17 protein-coding genes are annotated in these 16246 nt (G+C 54.5%); 14 read left to right on the forward strand and 3 right to left on the reverse strand.

All coding sequences use genetic code 11. The features are described from left to right. Positions 1 to 67 precede the first annotated feature (67 nt). Positions 68 to 2128: an ATP-dependent helicase gene (locus FHW17_RS17265; protein ID WP_182510409.1), complete on the forward strand. Its 2061-nt coding sequence runs from the start codon at positions 68 to 70 to the stop codon at positions 2126 to 2128. A gap of 58 nt (positions 2129 to 2186) precedes the next feature. Here FHW17_RS17265 and FHW17_RS17270 read toward each other — a convergent pair whose 3' ends face one another. Together FHW17_RS17270 and FHW17_RS17275 are read right to left on the reverse strand one after the other, a co-directional pair. Then, entirely contained in the window at positions 2187 to 3176 is a 990-nt protein-coding gene (locus FHW17_RS17270; RefSeq protein WP_112526785.1) for a tripartite tricarboxylate transporter substrate binding protein, read from the reverse strand. Between the two features lie 77 nt (positions 3177 to 3253). Further along, positions 3254 to 3796 (reverse strand): AAA family ATPase, encoded by a 543-nt coding sequence (locus FHW17_RS17275; protein ID WP_112526926.1) that lies wholly within the window; start codon positions 3794 to 3796, stop codon positions 3254 to 3256. A 175-nt stretch (positions 3797 to 3971) separates the two neighbouring features. Here FHW17_RS17275 and FHW17_RS25375 point away from each other — a divergent pair, with 175 nt between their 5' ends. Continuing rightward, a complete protein-coding gene (locus FHW17_RS25375; RefSeq protein WP_281410751.1) occupies positions 3972 to 4100 on the forward strand; it encodes a hypothetical protein in 129 nt (42 codons plus the stop codon). A 57-nt stretch (positions 4101 to 4157) separates the two neighbouring features. Here the strand turns inward: FHW17_RS25375 and FHW17_RS17280 are convergent, their stop codons facing one another. Continuing rightward, entirely contained in the window at positions 4158 to 4319 is a 162-nt protein-coding gene (locus FHW17_RS17280; RefSeq protein ID WP_162700305.1) for a hypothetical protein, read from the reverse strand. Positions 4320 to 4674: 355 nt separating this feature from the next. Here FHW17_RS17280 and FHW17_RS25380 point away from each other — a divergent pair, with 355 nt between their 5' ends. The 12 genes from FHW17_RS25380 (at position 4675) to mazG (ending at position 16245) form a co-directional block, all read left to right on the forward strand. Next, positions 4675 to 5955 carry a septal ring lytic transglycosylase RlpA family protein gene (locus FHW17_RS25380; protein WP_182510410.1) on the forward strand — a complete coding sequence of 427 codons (1281 nt, stop codon included), beginning with the start codon at positions 4675 to 4677 and terminating at the stop codon, positions 5953 to 5955. A 22-nt stretch (positions 5956 to 5977) separates the two neighbouring features. Beyond that, a complete protein-coding gene (locus FHW17_RS17290) occupies positions 5978 to 7153 on the forward strand; it encodes a D-alanyl-D-alanine carboxypeptidase family protein (protein WP_348643753.1) in 1176 nt (391 codons plus the stop codon). An 83-nt stretch (positions 7154 to 7236) separates the two neighbouring features. Next, entirely contained in the window at positions 7237 to 7911 is a 675-nt protein-coding gene (gene tmk, locus FHW17_RS17295) for a dTMP kinase (RefSeq protein ID WP_112526791.1), read from the forward strand. Then, on the forward strand, positions 7908 to 8966 hold the full coding sequence (locus FHW17_RS17300) for a DNA polymerase III subunit delta' (RefSeq protein ID WP_182510411.1): 1059 nt from the start codon (positions 7908 to 7910) through the stop codon (positions 8964 to 8966). The genes tmk and FHW17_RS17300 overlap by 4 nt, the downstream gene beginning before the upstream one ends. Before the next feature lie 138 nt (positions 8967 to 9104). After that, entirely contained in the window at positions 9105 to 10655 is a 1551-nt protein-coding gene (gene metG / locus FHW17_RS17305) for a methionine--tRNA ligase (protein WP_182510412.1), read from the forward strand. 17 nt (positions 10656 to 10672) lie between these two features. Then, complete coding sequence (locus FHW17_RS17310) at positions 10673 to 11461, forward strand: TatD family hydrolase (RefSeq protein WP_112526796.1); 789 nt, start codon at positions 10673 to 10675, stop codon at positions 11459 to 11461. Then, positions 11454 to 12263 (forward strand): MBL fold metallo-hydrolase, encoded by an 810-nt coding sequence (locus FHW17_RS17315; RefSeq protein WP_182510413.1) that lies wholly within the window; start codon positions 11454 to 11456, stop codon positions 12261 to 12263. Before FHW17_RS17310 ends, FHW17_RS17315 begins: the two co-directional genes overlap by 8 nt. Next, a complete protein-coding gene (locus FHW17_RS17320) occupies positions 12260 to 12730 on the forward strand; it encodes a YbaK/EbsC family protein (RefSeq protein WP_182510414.1) in 471 nt (156 codons plus the stop codon). The genes FHW17_RS17315 and FHW17_RS17320 overlap by 4 nt, the downstream gene beginning before the upstream one ends. A gap of 527 nt (positions 12731 to 13257) precedes the next feature. Next, the gene (locus tag FHW17_RS17325) at positions 13258 to 13791 is read left to right on the forward strand and encodes a hypothetical protein (RefSeq protein WP_182510415.1); all 534 of its coding nucleotides are present in this window, start codon (positions 13258 to 13260) and stop codon (positions 13789 to 13791) included. A gap of 230 nt (positions 13792 to 14021) precedes the next feature. Then, positions 14022 to 15044: a hypothetical protein gene (locus tag FHW17_RS17330; RefSeq protein ID WP_112551989.1), complete on the forward strand. Its 1023-nt coding sequence runs from the start codon at positions 14022 to 14024 to the stop codon at positions 15042 to 15044. A gap of 76 nt (positions 15045 to 15120) precedes the next feature. Beyond that, positions 15121 to 15348 carry a hypothetical protein gene (locus tag FHW17_RS17335; RefSeq protein ID WP_112526807.1) on the forward strand — a complete coding sequence of 76 codons (228 nt, stop codon included), beginning with the start codon at positions 15121 to 15123 and terminating at the stop codon, positions 15346 to 15348. 75 nt (positions 15349 to 15423) lie between these two features. Continuing rightward, a complete protein-coding gene (mazG, locus tag FHW17_RS17340; RefSeq protein ID WP_182510416.1) occupies positions 15424 to 16245 on the forward strand; it encodes a nucleoside triphosphate pyrophosphohydrolase in 822 nt (273 codons plus the stop codon). The last annotated feature ends 1 nt before the right edge of the window (position 16246 follow it).

Consider the following 16246-nt stretch of genomic DNA (forward strand, 5'->3'; position numbering starts at 1 on the left):
GCGTTGGTAGTACGTTCTCTCTCTGTTCCAAGCGATTCTTTTCCCGATTCGCGCGCTCGGAGAGTCTATGGCTGCCTATCTCGAAAAACTGAATGATGCACAACGGCGCGCTGTTGAATATGGAGTTGGCACCGGGGGGAGTGCGGGACCATTGCTCATTATCGCCGGTGCGGGTTCAGGCAAGACCAACACGCTTGCCCATCGCGTTGCTCATCTGATTGTCAACGGTACGGACCCCCGACGTATTCTTCTGATGACGTTTTCCCGGCGAGCGGCCGCTGAAATGGCGCGACGTGTGGAGCGCATCTGCAATCAGGTACTCGGTGCGAATGGCGCTGCCTATAGCAATGCCCTTGAATGGTCTGGCACGTTTCATGGGATAGGCGCGCGCCTTCTGCGCGAATATTGCGACCAGATATCACTCGACAGGAATTTCACCATCCACGACCGTGAGGACTCGGCGGATTTGATGAACCTCGTCCGCCATGAACTCGGCTTCTCCAAGATGGAGAACAGGTTTCCGACCAAGGGCACATGCCTTGCCATTTATTCGCGCGCAATCAATTCCGAACGCCCGCTTGAAGAGGTTCTGAAGGAACATTTTCCATGGTGCGCCGTGTGGGGCGCGCAATTGCGCCAATTGTTTGCGGGATATGTGGAAGCCAAGCAATCGCAGAACATTCTCGATTACGACGACCTGCTGCTTTACTGGTGCCAGACGGTAACGGACCCGCTTTTGGCTGAGGATATCGGGGCGCGGTTTGATCACGTTATGGTCGACGAGTATCAGGACACCAACCGGCTACAATCCTCGATCCTTTTGGCGCTGAAACCCATGGGTACGGGGCTGACTGTCGTCGGAGACGATGCGCAATCAATCTATTCTTTCAGGTCGGCAACTGTCCGCAACATTCTCGACTTTCCGGCCTCTTTTACGCCAGCGGCTGATGTCATCACGCTGGACCGTAATTACCGTTCCACGCAGCCAATCCTCACCGCTGCCAATGCCGTTATCGATTTGGCATCCGAGCGTTTTACGAAGAACCTCTGGACGGAGCGGCAATCTGCCGACAGACCGCAACTGGTTACCGTGCGTGATGAGAACGAACAGGCGCGCTATATCGTCGAACAGGTTCTCGACAGGCGAGAAAATGGCGCCTTGCTAAAACAGCAGGCCGTGCTTTTCCGCACATCAAGCCATAGTGGTGCGCTGGAAGTCGAGTTGACGCGGCGAAACATCCCGTTCGTCAAATTTGGTGGCCTCAAGTTTCTCGACAGTAGCCATGTCAAGGATTTGCTGGCAACTTTGCGTTTCATCCAGAACCCCCGCGACCGTGTAGCGGGTTTTCGCCTTATGCAGCTTTTGCCGGGTGTCGGCCCGGCGTCGGCTCAAAATGTCCTCGACAAGATGGCCCTGCATGCAGACCCGGTTACTGCGTTGTCCGAGATTCCCGCACCGCCGCGGGCAGGCGAAGACTGGGCGACATTTGTTGAAATGCTTCAAGGCGTGCATGCCCGCAAGAGCGAGTGGCCCGGCGATCTGGAGCACATTCGCACCTGGTATGAGCCGCATCTGGAGCGGCTTCACGATGATGCATCCACGCGGCAAGCTGATCTTCTGCAGCTTCAGCAAATCGCGAGCGGCTATCCATCGCGTGAACGTTTTCTGACCGAGCTTACCCTTGATCCACCCGATGCAACGAGCGACCAGTCTGGCGTTCCTCTGCTCGATGAAGATTATCTGATCCTCTCCACAATCCACTCCGCCAAGGGACAGGAATGGAAGTCTGTCTATGTATTAAATGTTGTCGATGGCTGTATGCCATCGGATCTTGGGGTAGGGTCAAAACCTGAAATTGAGGAGGAAAGGCGGCTGCTCTATGTCGCCATGACCCGGGCAAAGGATGATTTGCATCTGGTCGTTCCGCAACGCTTTTTCACGTATGGCCAGAACGCGCAAGGTGATAGGCATGTCTATGCTTCGCGCACGCGGTTCGTCCCGGCAACACTTCTGCAATATTTCGAATGCACCACTTGGCCGAAAGTTCGGCAGGAATCTCCAAGACAGGCGGAAGCACGCAATGTCCGTGTAGACATCGCCGCGCGAATGAGAGGTATGTGGGGATAGTCTTTAGGATTGACGGAAGACGGGCGCCAATCTGCGCCCGCCTGATGTATCGTCCGGATTAATCCATTTGGACGTTGGCGTCTTTGACGACTGGTGTCCACTTGGCGATCTCCGCCTTCACATGTGCAGCGAGTTCTTCAGGCGTAGAGCCAACGATGGTGGCGCTGAATTCTTTCATGCGTTCGATTACCGCGGGATCTTTCATCGCCTTGTTAGCAGCTTCATTCAGCTTGGCGATAACTTCCGGCGGTGTACCTGCCGGCGCGAACAGCGCATTCCAGGTATAGGTTTCATAACCGGGGATCGTTTCGCCTATTGTGGGCACATCGGGGAAGGATGCGGCCCTTTCCTTGGTGGTTACGCCAAGCGCCCGTAACGTGCCGCCCTTCATATGCGATGATGATGAGGGGAGGTTGTCAAACATGATCGGCACCTGATTGCCAATGACATCATTGAGCGCAGGGCCCGCGCCCTTGTACGGAATGTGCTGCATCGAGACGCCAGCCATCTTCTTGAACAACTCGCCGGATAGATGCAGTGGTGTGCCATTGCCCGAAGATGCATAGCTATACTTTTCCGGATTGGCCTTCAGCAGATCGACCAGCTCCTTGACATTCTTTGCCGGCAGGTCCGGATTGACCACGAGAACATTGGGAACGATCACGAGTAATGAAATCGGCGCGAAATCCTTTTCGGCATCGTATGGTTTTGATTTCAGGATGAGCGGGTTAAGCGCGTGCGTTGCCACCGTGCCCATGAGGATCGTGTAGCCATCAGGATCGGCCCGCACCACATTCCCTGCACCAAGACTGCCACCCCCGCCGCCAATATTCTGGACGATCACCTGCTGGCCAAGCAGATCAGACATCTTGTTGGCGATCACACGCGCCACAACGTCGGTTGATCCACCGGCGGCAAAAGGCACGACCATCGTCACAACGCGGTCCGGAAAAGTCTGGGCTTGTGCCAGCCCGCCAAACGTTACTGCTGATAGAATTGAAAGGCCAAGGGCGAGACTAGCGCGCCGGGTGATCCCAGATAGTGACATTCATTTTCCTCCCGATGTCGTTTTATGTTCCGCCAACATTAAAGCATGCGATGGCGAAGGACGGAAGCGGGAGGCATTTAATCAAGAGGGTTCAGGTGGTGCGTACCGTCAGCCAATATGGTCTGAACAGCTTCAAGGGTTTCCTCCCGGCTTTGTCCCGCCGTTTCAATGACATGGCGCTCAAGCCCATCAAGTGCGGAAAATTGCCGGTGCAACTCGCTGATAGGACCCGGATCGGTGAGCGTATTGCCGCCACGATGCTGGCATCGTGTAATGGCTTCACTGAGTATGGGCCGCAATATGATGTAATGGAGTGGCAGAGAAAGAGAGCGGAAAGGATCGAGAAACCAGGGACCAATAATGCCATCCACCACGACAAAAAAGTTACCCTTGGCATATCGTTCTGCGGCACCAGCCAGAACATCAATGACAGTCTTGTTCTGTGCATGAGCTTCCGGCAGGTGGGGCTGGATAAGGCCATTCCTGATATAATGCCAAAAATCGTCTGAATGCAGATGCACCGCGGGAACCCCTGAATTCGCAACCAGAGATGCAGCAGTCGTGCTTTTTCCAGAGCCCGGAGGACCGGTTAAAATCAGGATATGGCCGGATAAATCGATCATGGGATGCCTATAAACGTTCTATGATGGCGTTTCCAGATTGGTTCTTGCCTCCGATTGGAACTTTCTTCGCTGGCCGGGGTTCAAGAAAGCTGGCGAAACCCCGTTGGCAGGGCTCGGTCGACAAGAAGTGTGCAGCTTCCGATTGGCCGGGCCCACCCAAAAGGGCAGTGCAATGATCGACGATTTTGACGAAGATGATGAAGATGCCTGGCCGACGCACAACTCGTATGGCTGGTATCTGGCCATATTTGTCTGTGGTGTGATTGCAGCGGCTGTCTTTACCTATTTTCTCGCCGGATAGTGCTGTTCAATTCAAAGGTCCGCCTGCACATTTCCTAGTACCGAGCTTTTCCTCGCCTCAAGGCGATTCCTTGCCGATATGCTGCGTGCAGTTGCTGAACACCCGCGCATTGATGTCGGCAGGATTATCGCAATGGATCAGTGGACTGACCTTGCCAGACGTTGTGCAGCCGATAAGCAGGAGCAGGGTGCACAACACAAATGGAATATGACGCGACATGGGATCGGTCCTCTCTCTGATTGTTCAACCAAAACCGGAAGTTTAGAGATAAGATCGAAAAACTGCGCAACCCACCCGAATTCAGCCATTGAATCTGCATCACATAAAAAGTGATCGCCAGATCATTGCCCGTTAACCAAAGTCACCTGATGTCAGCGATATCAACCTATTCTGTTAAGGTGCTGTCAACCTATCGGTGCGAGTTATAGACTTGGTGCAATCGTCCATGATGGGTTCTGGGGTTGCGCTGACATTCTTGTCTGTTTATCGATGCGTAAAAAGTGTGGGGACGGCGTCCAGCCGGTGGTTTGCATTGTCAAAAGCCAAAGCTTTTCGAATTGCTGGAGTTGTTGCGATGGGCGCCTTGATGGCTGCCTGTGCATCGTCACCTAAGGTGAAAGTCGGCAAACGTACCCACGGTAAGGAATATTTCGCAGAATCCGAATATGGCGTCAAAGCCAGCCCCCGCGTGGTTACGGATTTTCGCAACATGCCCCGCGGCGGTGGTCGCGATCAGCTCGGCCGACCCTATCAGGTTCGTGGCAAGTGGTATTACCCCAAGGAAGAACCCGGTTATAAACGTCAGGGTCTTGCTTCATGGTATGGCTCGGCATTTCATGGTCGTCTGACTGCCAATGGCGAAGTCTATGACATGAACCATCTGTCTGCGGCGCATCCCACCATGCCTTTGCCCAGTTATGCGCGCGTCACCAATCTTGCCAATGGCAGCTCGGTAATCGTGCGCGTCAATGATCGTGGACCCTATCATAGCAATCGCGTCATTGACCTTTCGCAAAAGGCAGCAACCATGCTGGACTATCAGCATACGGGTACGGCTGATGTGAAGGTCGAATATGTCGGACGTGCGCCGCTTGAGGGGCGCGATGATGGATTCCTTATGGCCTCCTATCGCGGTCCCGGCGTGCGCAATCCATTGGGCCAGCCAGATTCAGGCACAATGATTGCCATGAATGGTTCGACACCCACGCGGCGCAATACGGTTGAAATTCCGGGAATGCAGCCATCGCGTCCGGTAGGCGTTCAGGTAGCAAGCCTCAGCATGCAGCCGGTATCGTTTAATGATCAGGCTGCTAATCTTGGTGCGCCAGCGCAGCCGCAGACGGCGGATATGGCCGCAATGTCGGGAGGCGCCATGCCTTTCGGCTATGACATACAGCCGGTTCTGCCGCTGATCGGCCCCTATATCGATGACAAGCCTGCGGTGCTGCTGGGATCGCTCAAAGGCGGCTCCAAGCGCCCATCACCATTTGTCAGTTCCTATGCCAGCGAGCGCGTGGCGAGTGCCAATGGTACAGCCGTGGCGATGAACAGCCTTATTTCGCCGCAGGCTATTTCCGGCGCTTGGAAAAATCAGGCCAAGCTGGATGATGTCGCTGCGCCTGCGGGTGAATATGTGGATATCGGTCTTTTTGCTGACAAGGCCGCTGCTGGCCGTGTCATGCGAGCGCTTTCGCCGCTGGGTAAGGTCGATCTGTCCGAGGTCGCCAGCCCGGATGGTCCGCGCATTGCCCTGGTGGCGCGCGCCAATGCCGGGAAAAACACCGATGCCTTGCTGCAGGCTGCATGGAAGGCGGGGGCAGGCGATGCGTTTGTCGTACGCGATGATGGAAACTGATCTCCCACACCATAAACTATCCGTGAAACAGCAATTCCGCATGCTTGCCGCTGGCCTTCTTGTGGCACTGTCAGCCTATGGCTCAGCCCATGCGCAAGAGGCGCTGTTTGATACCAAGGCCAAGCAGGCTTTGATGCTGGAAGACCAGACCGGCACCATCCTTTATGCCAAAGCGCCGGATACGCTGATTGAACCGGCGGCGCTGGCCAAGCTGATGACCATGGAACTGGTTTTTCATGAGCTGAAAACCGGTAACATCAAGATTGATACGCAATATACGGTCAGTGAAAATGCCTGGCGCACGGGCGGTGCGCCTTCCGGCGGGTCGACCATGTTTGCCAAGCTCAAATCATCGATCAGCGTTGGCGATCTCATTCAGGGTGTCATTGTGCAGTCGGCCAATGATGGCTGCATCATTCTGGCGGAAGGCATTGCGGGTTCTGAGCAGAAATTTGCCGAGATGATGAATGAGCGGGCCAAGGAAATTGGCCTGAAGAACTCGACATTCCGCAACTCGACCGGCTTGCCAGATCCGCAGCAAAAAGTATCGCTGACAGATCTGGTTACACTGGCTCGCTACATCAAACACGAATATCCTGAGTATTACCGCACCTACACGCAGGAGAGCTTTACCTGGAACAATATTTTCCAGCGCAATCGCAATCCGCTGTTGCGGCTGGATATCGGTGCCGATGGCATGGGAACCGGCTATACGGAACAGTCGGGCTATGGTCTCGTAGGCTCTGCCGAACATAATGGGCGCCGCTATATTGTTGCGCTGAGTGGTCTTGCTTCGGACAAGGAACGGGCAGAAGAGGCCAAGAAGGTGTTTGAATGGGCCTACAACGCTTTTGAAGAGATCAGCATTTTTACCGAAGGCGAGACTGTTGGCGAGGCCAGCGTGTTTGGCGGTGTGAAGTCAAGCGTTCCCCTGAAAGCGCATGAAAAGATCAGCCTTTTGATACCAACCGCCAACAAGGACCGCCTCAAGGCCCATGTGGAGTATAAGGGGCCGCTCATTGCGCCAGTGAAGGCGGATGAACAGGTTGGCGTGCTGCGAATCTGGATTGGCGATGCCTTGGCGCAGGAAACACCTGTTTATACGGGAGAAGCCGTTGAATCAGGCGATTTGCAGAAGCGGACAATGGATGCCGTGCTGGAACTGACTACAGGCTGGACACGCCACCTCAAGCTTTAGTGCTTTCACGGCTCGACCTTTTCTTTCCCGGGCATTAGAACCAGCTGTAAAGAGTGACTCTTTAGCGAAAGACGGCTGACGGCGTGCAACAGGGACTATTCATTACCTTTGAAGGCGGCGAGGGCGCTGGCAAATCTACCCAGATCACCCGTCTGGCTGAACACATGCGCGCGGGCGGTGACGATGTGTTGGTGACACGCGAACCGGGCGGCTCGCCGGGTGCAGAGGCCGTGCGTCATGTGATCCTGAGCGGGGCCGCCGAGCCATTTGGTCCGGCTATGGAAGCCATGCTTTTTGCCGCCGCGCGCAACGATCACGTCGAGCAGGTCATGCGCCGGGCACTGAATACGGGCAGCATGGTGCTCTGCGACCGCTATATCGATTCCAGCCGTGTCTATCAGGGAGTCACTGGCGATCTGGATGCTGGTCTCATGCGCGCAATTGAGCGGGCAGCCATCAATGGATTGATGCCCGATCTGACTATTATTCTCGATCTGCCTGCGGAAACCGGATTGCAACGCGCAAATGCACGGCGCGGCGCAGAGACTGCTGATCGTTTTGAGAAAGAGACGATCGAAATGCATCGCAAGCGGCGGGATGCCTATCTGGCCATCGCCGAGGCGGAACCGGGTAGATGCAAGGTTGTTGCAGCCGACAGACCGGTTAACGATATTGCCGCCGATATTGCCGAACTTGTCGACCGGTTGAAGGCAAGCCGTACCATCAAGGCCAAGCCCAAGGCGGGAGCGGCACAATGAGCGATGCTGTTCTTGATGTTCCAGCCACGCATGATTCCATTGACGGCATTCCAGCGCCGTCAGCCAATCCAGCCTTGTTTGGCCATATGGCTGTGCGCTCGTTTCTGGCACAGGCCTATCAATCCGGCCATATGCACCATGCATTGCTGCTCGAAGGGCCACAGGGCGTCGGCAAGACCACACTGGCATTCCATCTTGCCGGCCACATGCTCAAACATCCGATTCAGCATGATGCGCCGCTGGAGCTTGATAACCCTGACTATTCCGTTGCGCCGTACCGGCAGATTGCCACGGGTACGCATTTGGCCATCTTGCATATCAGCCGTCCGCTTGATGCGAAAACCGGAAAATTCAAGACCGGCATTACTGTCGACGAGATCCGCCGCGTCACGCACTTTCTCAATCGAACAGCGCATGATGGTGCTTGGCGCATCGTGATCGTCGATCCGGCTGATGACATGAATCGAAATGCTGCCAATGCTTTACTGAAGACTCTTGAAGAACCACCGCAGCGTACGCTGTTCATTTTGATCTCACATTCCTCCGGGCGTTTGCTGCCGACAATCCGGTCGCGCTGCCAATCTATTCGCTTTGAAGGACTGGACCGCCAGGACCTGTTATCAGCGCTTGAAACAATCGGTCTTGGTGCGGATCAGGTGCCCGATACGGAAGCGCTCGTCGCCCATGCGGATGGCAGCGTACGCAAGGCGGCTCTGCTGGTGGCCTTTGGCGGCCTTGAAATATCCCAGACGATTGATGCCATCCTGACCAAACCGGTTTTCGATGTGCCGAAGGCCCAGGCGCTTGGAACGGCCTTGTCGGGCCGTGATTCCGAAATCCAGTTCGATCTCTTTCTTGAAGACATTTTCTCGCGCCTGGCGGCAAAGGCGAGGGCCGCCGCCGCAAAAGGCGCTGTTGCCGAGGCCAATCAATGGTCGACGCTTTGGCAGGAGATGCAGAGCGAAGCACGGGAAGCCGATGCTTTCAATCTTGATCGCAAGCAGTCCGTTCTTATCTTTCTGGACAGGATGCACCGCGCACTGCTTGCCGGTTGATCGGCTGAACGCATAGAAGCGGAATATTATTTCAATCAGATCATGAGTTTACGACCGGTATAGCAATCAGGCCAGACATGGGTTATGTCAGCCTGACGCCTTCCCAAGATGCCAATTCCGAAGCAAATCAGGTTACGTATGAGCCGCGAAACATTTTACATCACAACAGCCATTTCCTATCCGAATGGCAGTCCGCATATCGGTCACGCTTACGAGCTGATCGCGACGGACGCGATTGCCCGTTTCAACCGTCATGACGGTAAGGATGTGTTCTTCCTCAGCGGCACCGACGAGCATGGCATCAAGATGCATCAGACGGCACGCAAGGAAGGCATTACGCCGCGCGAATTGGCCGATAGAAATGCCAAGCTTTTCCGTGACATGGGCTATGCTTTGAATGCGTCCTATGATGATTTCATCCGCACCACCGAGGAGCGGCATTACAAATCATCGCAGGCGATTTGGCAGAAGATGGTGGAAGCGGGGGATATCTACAAGGATTCCTATGCCGGTTGGTATTCCGTGCGCGATGAAGCCTATTATCAGGAAGATGAAACGGAAGTGCGCGCCGATGGCGTACGTTATGGTCCGCAGGGTTCTCCGGTCGAATGGTTGGAGGAGGAAAGCTATTTCTTCCGCCTTTCAGCCTATCAGGATCGTCTTCTCACGCTTTATGCGGATAATCCGGGCTTTATCGGGCCGGATGAGCGGCGCAACGAAGTCGTATCCTTCGTCAAATCAGGGCTCAAAGACCTGTCCATATCGCGCACGACATTCGACTGGGGCATTCCTGTTCCCGGCGATGAAAAGCATGTCATGTATGTCTGGGTCGATGCGCTGACCAACTATCTTACCGCCATAGGCTATCCTGACGAGACCGCCGAAAAGTGGCGCTATTGGCCAGCCGATGTACACATTATCGGCAAGGATATTATTCGCTTCCATGCTGTCTATTGGCCCGCATTCCTGCTTTCCGCAGGCATTGAGCTGCCAAAGCGCGTGTTCGGCCACGGTTTCGTGTTCAACCGCGGCGAGAAAATGTCAAAGTCGGTCGGCAATGTCATCGATCCGTTCACATTGGTTGAGCATTACGGGCTTGATCAGGTGCGCTATTTCCTGCTGCGTGAAGTGCCTTTCGGTCAGGACGGCAATTACAGCCACGAGGCCATTGTCAATCGCACCAATGCGGACCTTGCCAATGATCTTGGTAATCTGGCGCAGCGCTCACTGTCGATGATCAACAAAAACTGTGAAGCCAAGGTGCCGCAGCCCGGCGCATTGACAGAGGTCGATAAGGCAATCCTTGATCAGGCCGTGGCGGCGCTGGAAACCGCCCGCAAGGCGGTTGGAAGCCAAGCCATGCATCTGGCGCTTGGAGCAATCTTTGCGGTGGTGGCCGAAGCCAACAGGTATTTCGCCTCACAGGAGCCATGGGCGCTGAAAAAGACCGATCCGGCGCGGATGGAAACCGTTCTCTATGTGACGGCGGAAGTGATCCGGCGCGTGGGTATCCTGTGCCAGCCGTTCATTCCGGGCTCAGCGGCGAAGCTGCTTGATGTTCTTGCTGTACCCGCAGACAAGCGTAACTTTAGCGACCTGCTTGGTGGCAGCGAACTTGTGCCCGGTGCGGCTTTGCCTGCACCGCAGCCGATTTTCCCGCGTTACGTCGAGACTGACAAAGAAGCCTGATAGGAACCGGATCTTTCATGCTTGTCGACAGCCATTGCCATCTGGATTTTCCGGATTTTGCCGAAGAACGCGATGCCATTGTCCAGCGGGCGCTGGATCTTGGCGTTGTGCGGCTCGTGACCATCTGTACGCGCGTTCGCAAGTTTGATGGCATCATCAAAATCGCCGAACAGTATGACAGCGTTTACGCCTCTGTCGGTACACATCCCAACAATGCGCATGAGGAACTCGACATTACTGCCGATGATCTCATTAAACTCGCTGAGCACCCGAAAGTGGTGGCGATCGGTGAGGCGGGGCTCGACTATCATTATGACTATGCACCGCCGGAAGCGCAGGCGCAGGGGCTTCGCACACATATTGCTGCTGCCCGTGTCACCGGCTTGCCGCTCGTCATTCATGCCCGCAGCGCCGATGAGGACATGATTTCAATCTTGCGGGAAGAATCAGGGAAGGGGGCCTTCCCTTTCATTCTGCACTGCTTTTCCTCTGGTGCCGAATTGGCGCGCGTCGGCGTCGAGCTTGGCGGCTATGTTTCCTTCTCCGGAATTTTGACGTTCAAGAACTCGCCCGAGATACGCGAAATCGCCAAAAATGTGCCGCGTGACCGGCTGCTGGTTGAAACGGACGCACCGTATCTTGCGCCAATGCCGCATCGTGGCAAGCGCAACGAGCCAAGCTTTGTTACGCATACCGCTGCTGTTCTGGCGGAGACCATCGGCGTCAGCGTTGAGGAAATTGGCCGGCTGACCACTGACAATGTGTTCCGCTTGTTCACCAAGATGCCAAGGCCCGCTCATGCCTGATCGCTTGCGCTTTACCATTCTCGGCTGCGGTTCGTCTCCGGGCGTGCCACGCATCAATGGTGACTGGGGCAATTGCGATCCTGACAATCCAAAAAACCGCCGGCGTCGCGCTTCACTGCTGGTGGAACGCATTGCCGATAATGGTGGCGTTACCACTGTGATTATCGATACGGGGCCGGACTTCCGCTCGCAGATGATCGATTTCGGCTCCGGACGGCTCGATGCAGTTGTCTATACCCATGCGCATGCGGACCACATTCACGGACTTGACGATCTCAGGACCTTTGTCATCGACCGGCGCAGCCTGATGGATATCTATGCCGATCTGGCAACGCAGCGCCGTCTCGTTGAGGGATTTGGCTATTGTTTCAAAACCCCCGAAGGTTCCAGCTATCCACCGATCCTGCGGCCACACGAGATCGTGCATCACGAAGCTTTTGAAATTGAAGGAGCGGGCGGTTCCATCCGTTTTCTGCCATTGCCGCAGGTGCATGGCGATATTCTGTCCCTGGCTTTCCGGATTGGTGATGTGGCCTATTGTTCCGATGTCAGCGCCTTTCCGGAGACGACAGCGGCGCAACTGGATGGCCTTGATATTCTGATCATTGATGCCCTTCAATATCGCACGCATCCAAGCCATTTTTCTCTAGATGAATCAATGGAGTGGATCGACAAGCTAAAGCCGCGTCGAGCAATTCTCACGCATATGCATGTGCCGCTGGATTATGAAACAGTCATGCAGGGCACGCCTGATAATGTGGAACCGGCCTTTGATGGCCTGTCATTTGAGGTTGAGGCATGAGCAAAAGCGTTGAGCGCGTTCGTCAGGCAGCCCACGAAGCGGGTCTTGAGATCGAAATCCGCCAGATGGCCGATTCAACCCATACGGCCGAAGATGCGGCTATCCAATGCGGTGTGACGGTTGCGCAGATTGTTAAATCGCTGATTTTTCAGGGTACAGATACGCAGCAGCTCTATTTGTTTCTGGTTTCCGGGCCGCGGCAGCTTGATCTTGCCAAAGCAGCAAAATTGACCGGCGAAACGCTGCATCGCGCCGATCCCAAACACATCCGCAAGGAAACCGGCTTTGCCATTGGCGGCGTATCGCCATTGGGCCACCTGATCGATATCAAGGCCTATGCGGACGACACACTGATGCAATTTGATGTTGTGTGGGCTGCAGCAGGCGGGACAAACTTCGTTTTTCCGGCAGAGCCGCAGGCACTGATGAAGGCGGCAAAAGCAGAAATCGCTGATATTACGAGTTAATTCGCTATTTTTTCTGTGTGATCCAATATTGGATAGTGTGTTTTAGTTTCATGTTCTGACCTTTGATAGATTGAAATACCGGGACGGCAATGTATTACTTGTCATCAGACTTCACGGTGTTATTGCCTCGCGAATTTGCCGAGCAAACGACCAGATATGGCAGGTAGAACATGGGATTAGTACCGCGCACGCAACCGACAGGTCCGAAAACAACAACAGCAGACGATGATTTTCGTCTGATACCGCTTTCAAACAGGCCGCTTTTTGGCGAAGGCTTGCAGTCAGGTATCGTTTTTGGTGGCCATTCTCTCGACGCGGTCATCGACAGTTCTCTATCGTGCTGTGGGAAGTACACCCTTAGAAACACACAGCACCACAGTGTTGCCGGACTGACGAGCGATGGCTGTCTGCTTTTTGCTGTAAATTGCCAGATTGGAGGCCGGTGTTGCACGGCAATGGGCGGTTACGACCCCATGGGCGAGCCCATTGTCCCGACACTGGCCCAGCAGACCCTGCTGAAAACGCGTTTGCCCAACGCCGATAATCTGATGGTATGGGACGCCAAACCCGGTTCCATCGGCCTCAAAATGAACGGCGCCAATCCCAACGCCAGTGTCTATTTCAACGCTCTGAAAAAGGAACTCAATTTCCATATCAATGCGAGTTGGGCTGATCCGGATATCAAGGCCCACACGAGTCTGACTGTTGATAAAGATCTGAAATTTGCCGGAGGCTCACTTGATGTCGAGGCTGCTGTAAAGGGTTTTAAAGCGATTGCCAGCACAGATTTCGACAACAAACTTCGCGCCACCAATAGTTCATTGCAACTCGCTGCTACTCATAGAAGCCTGACGGCGACGGGAAGCATGAAGACAGCCGGGAAGGAAACGACGCGGCAACTGGATCTCAGTTATCAAGCCACGAAGCGGGTTAAGATTACAGCGTCCTGGCTGCCTGATAATAAACCACAGCCAGCGCCCAAAGTGGAATTTCCGTTCAAGCCTGCATCATTCCATGACGCCAGCAAATTTCGCATCGAGCTTAAAATAGACCTTTGGTGACTATTCAGGTCGTTTTGGCATATGGTTTAGTTCCATAATCTATCTTATGCGATCTTTGTGCCGATATTCTGCAAGGCGTCTGCTCTGGCCCTCTTTCCCATTTGACTGCTCTTTCCAACGGCTTTGAATTGACCCTATCTCATCGCTCGCCAAATTGAATCTGCGTCGCTAAGCTTATTGCGAGTCGCACACGTGCCCTGGACTTGTAGACACAAGAAAGGATGACCACCGTGGATTTGAAAACTGTACGTGCCCTGAAAACAGAGATCGCCGAACAGATCATAAAACCTCTTATTACCGAAATTCGCGCCGAACACAGGATTGTCCGTTCGACGGCAATCCGTCGCCTGACTGGTGCTGAAGGCGGAATTGCGCTTGGCATTGCTGCTGGTGATGGCAAGAATGATTATCGGCTGGCTGTGCGCGTTCAGCGGCGTGCGCTTGAAACCAATATCCATCTGCGCGCTCAGATCGAGGAAGCTGCTCGCAATAAGGCAGATATCACCTATATCGGTACAGTTTTCAAAGGCGGTGCGGATGCAGCCCCCGCAGCCTTGCCGTGGCATCAGTTGCGGCAAAGACCTCTGCTGATTGGCGCTTCAATTGGACATTTTTCCATCACGGCAGGTACGCTCGGTGGTTTTGCGCAGCATACTGAGAGTGGCAAGACGGTCATTCTCAGCAATAATCATGTGCTGGCCAATGAAAACAAGGCGAAGATCGGCGATGCGATCCTGCAGCCTGGCGCCTATGATGGCGGCAAGAAAAACAAGGATAAGGTGGGCGAACTGCTCGCCTTTGTGCCCGTTAAATCAGGCATGAACAATCTGGTTGATGCGGCCATTGCTTCAATCGATGCAGATATCGGTTTTGATGCTGTTACCTTGACAGGCGCTGGCAAGCTCAAGGGATTGCGCAAGACCCCGCTCCGTCCCGGCGACAAAGTATTCAAGGTCGGCAGAACAACCGGTGTAACGCAGGGCACCGTTACGGCCATTGAAGTCGATGATGTGGTTGTCAGCTACGAATTTGGCGATATCGGTTTTGACAGCCAGATTGAAATCGAAACATCGGGCAGCGGTCCGTTCAGCTCCGGCGGTGACAGTGGATCGGTTATCATGGACGAAAAGGGCTATGCATGCGCCCTGCTGTTTGCCGGCAGTGATCAGGGTGGCACCAATGGCAAGGGCGTGACCTTTGCCAATGACCTTTCCATTGTGCTGGAACAATTGGGGCTGACAATGCCTGTCTGAGTGTGAAAACACCCTCGCCAGCTTTAATATGGTCTGGCTCTAGCCGCGGCCTGTAGGATGCACTAAATTAAGGGACATGAGCACCTCCATCGAACAAGCGCGGCTTGCCAAGCCGAAAGCGAAAGAGATTGCCGGATCGTGCGGGACCGTTGTCGGTGTCGGCCTGATCCGCATCGGTGACTCCTACGCCATCAAGGTCAATCTACGCGATCATGTGCCTGAAACAGCTGATTTACCCGACACCATTGATGGTGTGAAGATTGTCTATGATGTCATTGGCCCGATATCGCTGCACCAGCATTAACCGATCCTGTGGACAAATGCGGGCCTTTCGGGCTCCGTCATATCGGCCACCCTGCTCCTGTCCTAATGTGCTTGCATGAAACCATCACGCGACATCACCCGCCTTCTCGACATCATGCAAGCTCTGCGCACGCCTGTAACCGGCTGTCCCTGGGATATTGAACAGGATTTCAAATCCATCGCGCCCTATACGCTTGAGGAAGCGTTCGAGGTGATCGATGCCATTGAGCGTGATGATATTGATGATCTGCGCGAAGAACTGGGTGATTTGCTGCTGCAGGTCGTGTTCCATGCGCGCATGGCTGAAGAGATGAACGCCTTTAATTTTGGCGATGTGGTTCAGGCGATCACTCACAAGATGATCCGCCGCCATCCGCACGTTTTTGGCGAGGAAGCTGCGCGTGGCGCGGGCATGGCCAAAGGCATGTGGGACAAGATCAAGGCCGAGGAAAAAGCCGAACGGCGTGAACGCCGTGCTGCACTCAATCTTGGTGCCGTGGAGCCGAGCGGCTTCCTTGACGATATTCCGCATGGCTTCCCTGCCCTGATGCGTGCGCTCAAACTACAGCAGAAGGCCGCCAAGGTAGGCTTTGACTGGTCGGAGGCTGCGCCCATTCTCGACAAGATCGAGGAAGAAATCGGCGAGTTGAAACAGGCTATCGCCAATGGTGACAAAGAAAATACGGAGGAAGAATATGGCGACCTGCTGTTTGCCATTGTCAATCTCGGCCGCCATCTGAATCTCGAACCAGAAAGCGCCCTGCGCGGAACCAACGAAAAGTTCCGCTCCCGTTTTCACTATATCGAGCGCAAGCTGAACGAGCAGAAACAGACGCTCGACGCGGCAACGCTTGATGAGATGGAAGCGCTTTGGCAGGAAGCAAAAACCGCCAAATAAC

It is taken from the genome of Phyllobacterium sp. P30BS-XVII, assembly GCF_014138335.1.
Lineage (GTDB): Bacteria > Pseudomonadota > Alphaproteobacteria > Rhizobiales > Rhizobiaceae > Phyllobacterium > Phyllobacterium meliloti.

Bases quoted from the DNA above. Each gene is read 5' to 3' on its own strand.
- FHW17_RS17265 (WP_182510409.1), top strand. From the start codon at position 68: ATGGCTGCCTATCTCGAAAAACTGAATGATGCACAACGGCGCGCTGTT.
- FHW17_RS17270 (WP_112526785.1), bottom strand. From the start codon at position 3,176: ATGTCACTATCTGGGATCACCCGGCGCGCTAGTCTCGCCCTTGGCCTT.
- FHW17_RS25375 (WP_281410751.1), top strand. From the start codon at position 3,972: ATGATCGACGATTTTGACGAAGATGATGAAGATGCCTGGCCGACGCAC.
- FHW17_RS17280 (WP_162700305.1), bottom strand. From the start codon at position 4,319: ATGTCGCGTCATATTCCATTTGTGTTGTGCACCCTGCTCCTGCTTATC.
- FHW17_RS25380 (WP_182510410.1), top strand. From the start codon at position 4,675: ATGGGCGCCTTGATGGCTGCCTGTGCATCGTCACCTAAGGTGAAAGTC.
- FHW17_RS17300 (WP_182510411.1), top strand. From the start codon at position 7,908: ATGAGCGATGCTGTTCTTGATGTTCCAGCCACGCATGATTCCATTGAC.
- metG (WP_182510412.1), top strand. From the start codon at position 9,105: ATGAGCCGCGAAACATTTTACATCACAACAGCCATTTCCTATCCGAAT.
- FHW17_RS17310 (WP_112526796.1), top strand. From the start codon at position 10,673: ATGCTTGTCGACAGCCATTGCCATCTGGATTTTCCGGATTTTGCCGAA.
- FHW17_RS17315 (WP_182510413.1), top strand. From the start codon at position 11,454: ATGCCTGATCGCTTGCGCTTTACCATTCTCGGCTGCGGTTCGTCTCCG.
- FHW17_RS17320 (WP_182510414.1), top strand. From the start codon at position 12,260: ATGAGCAAAAGCGTTGAGCGCGTTCGTCAGGCAGCCCACGAAGCGGGT.
- FHW17_RS17335 (WP_112526807.1), top strand. From the start codon at position 15,121: ATGAGCACCTCCATCGAACAAGCGCGGCTTGCCAAGCCGAAAGCGAAA.
- mazG (WP_182510416.1), top strand. From the start codon at position 15,424: ATGAAACCATCACGCGACATCACCCGCCTTCTCGACATCATGCAAGCT.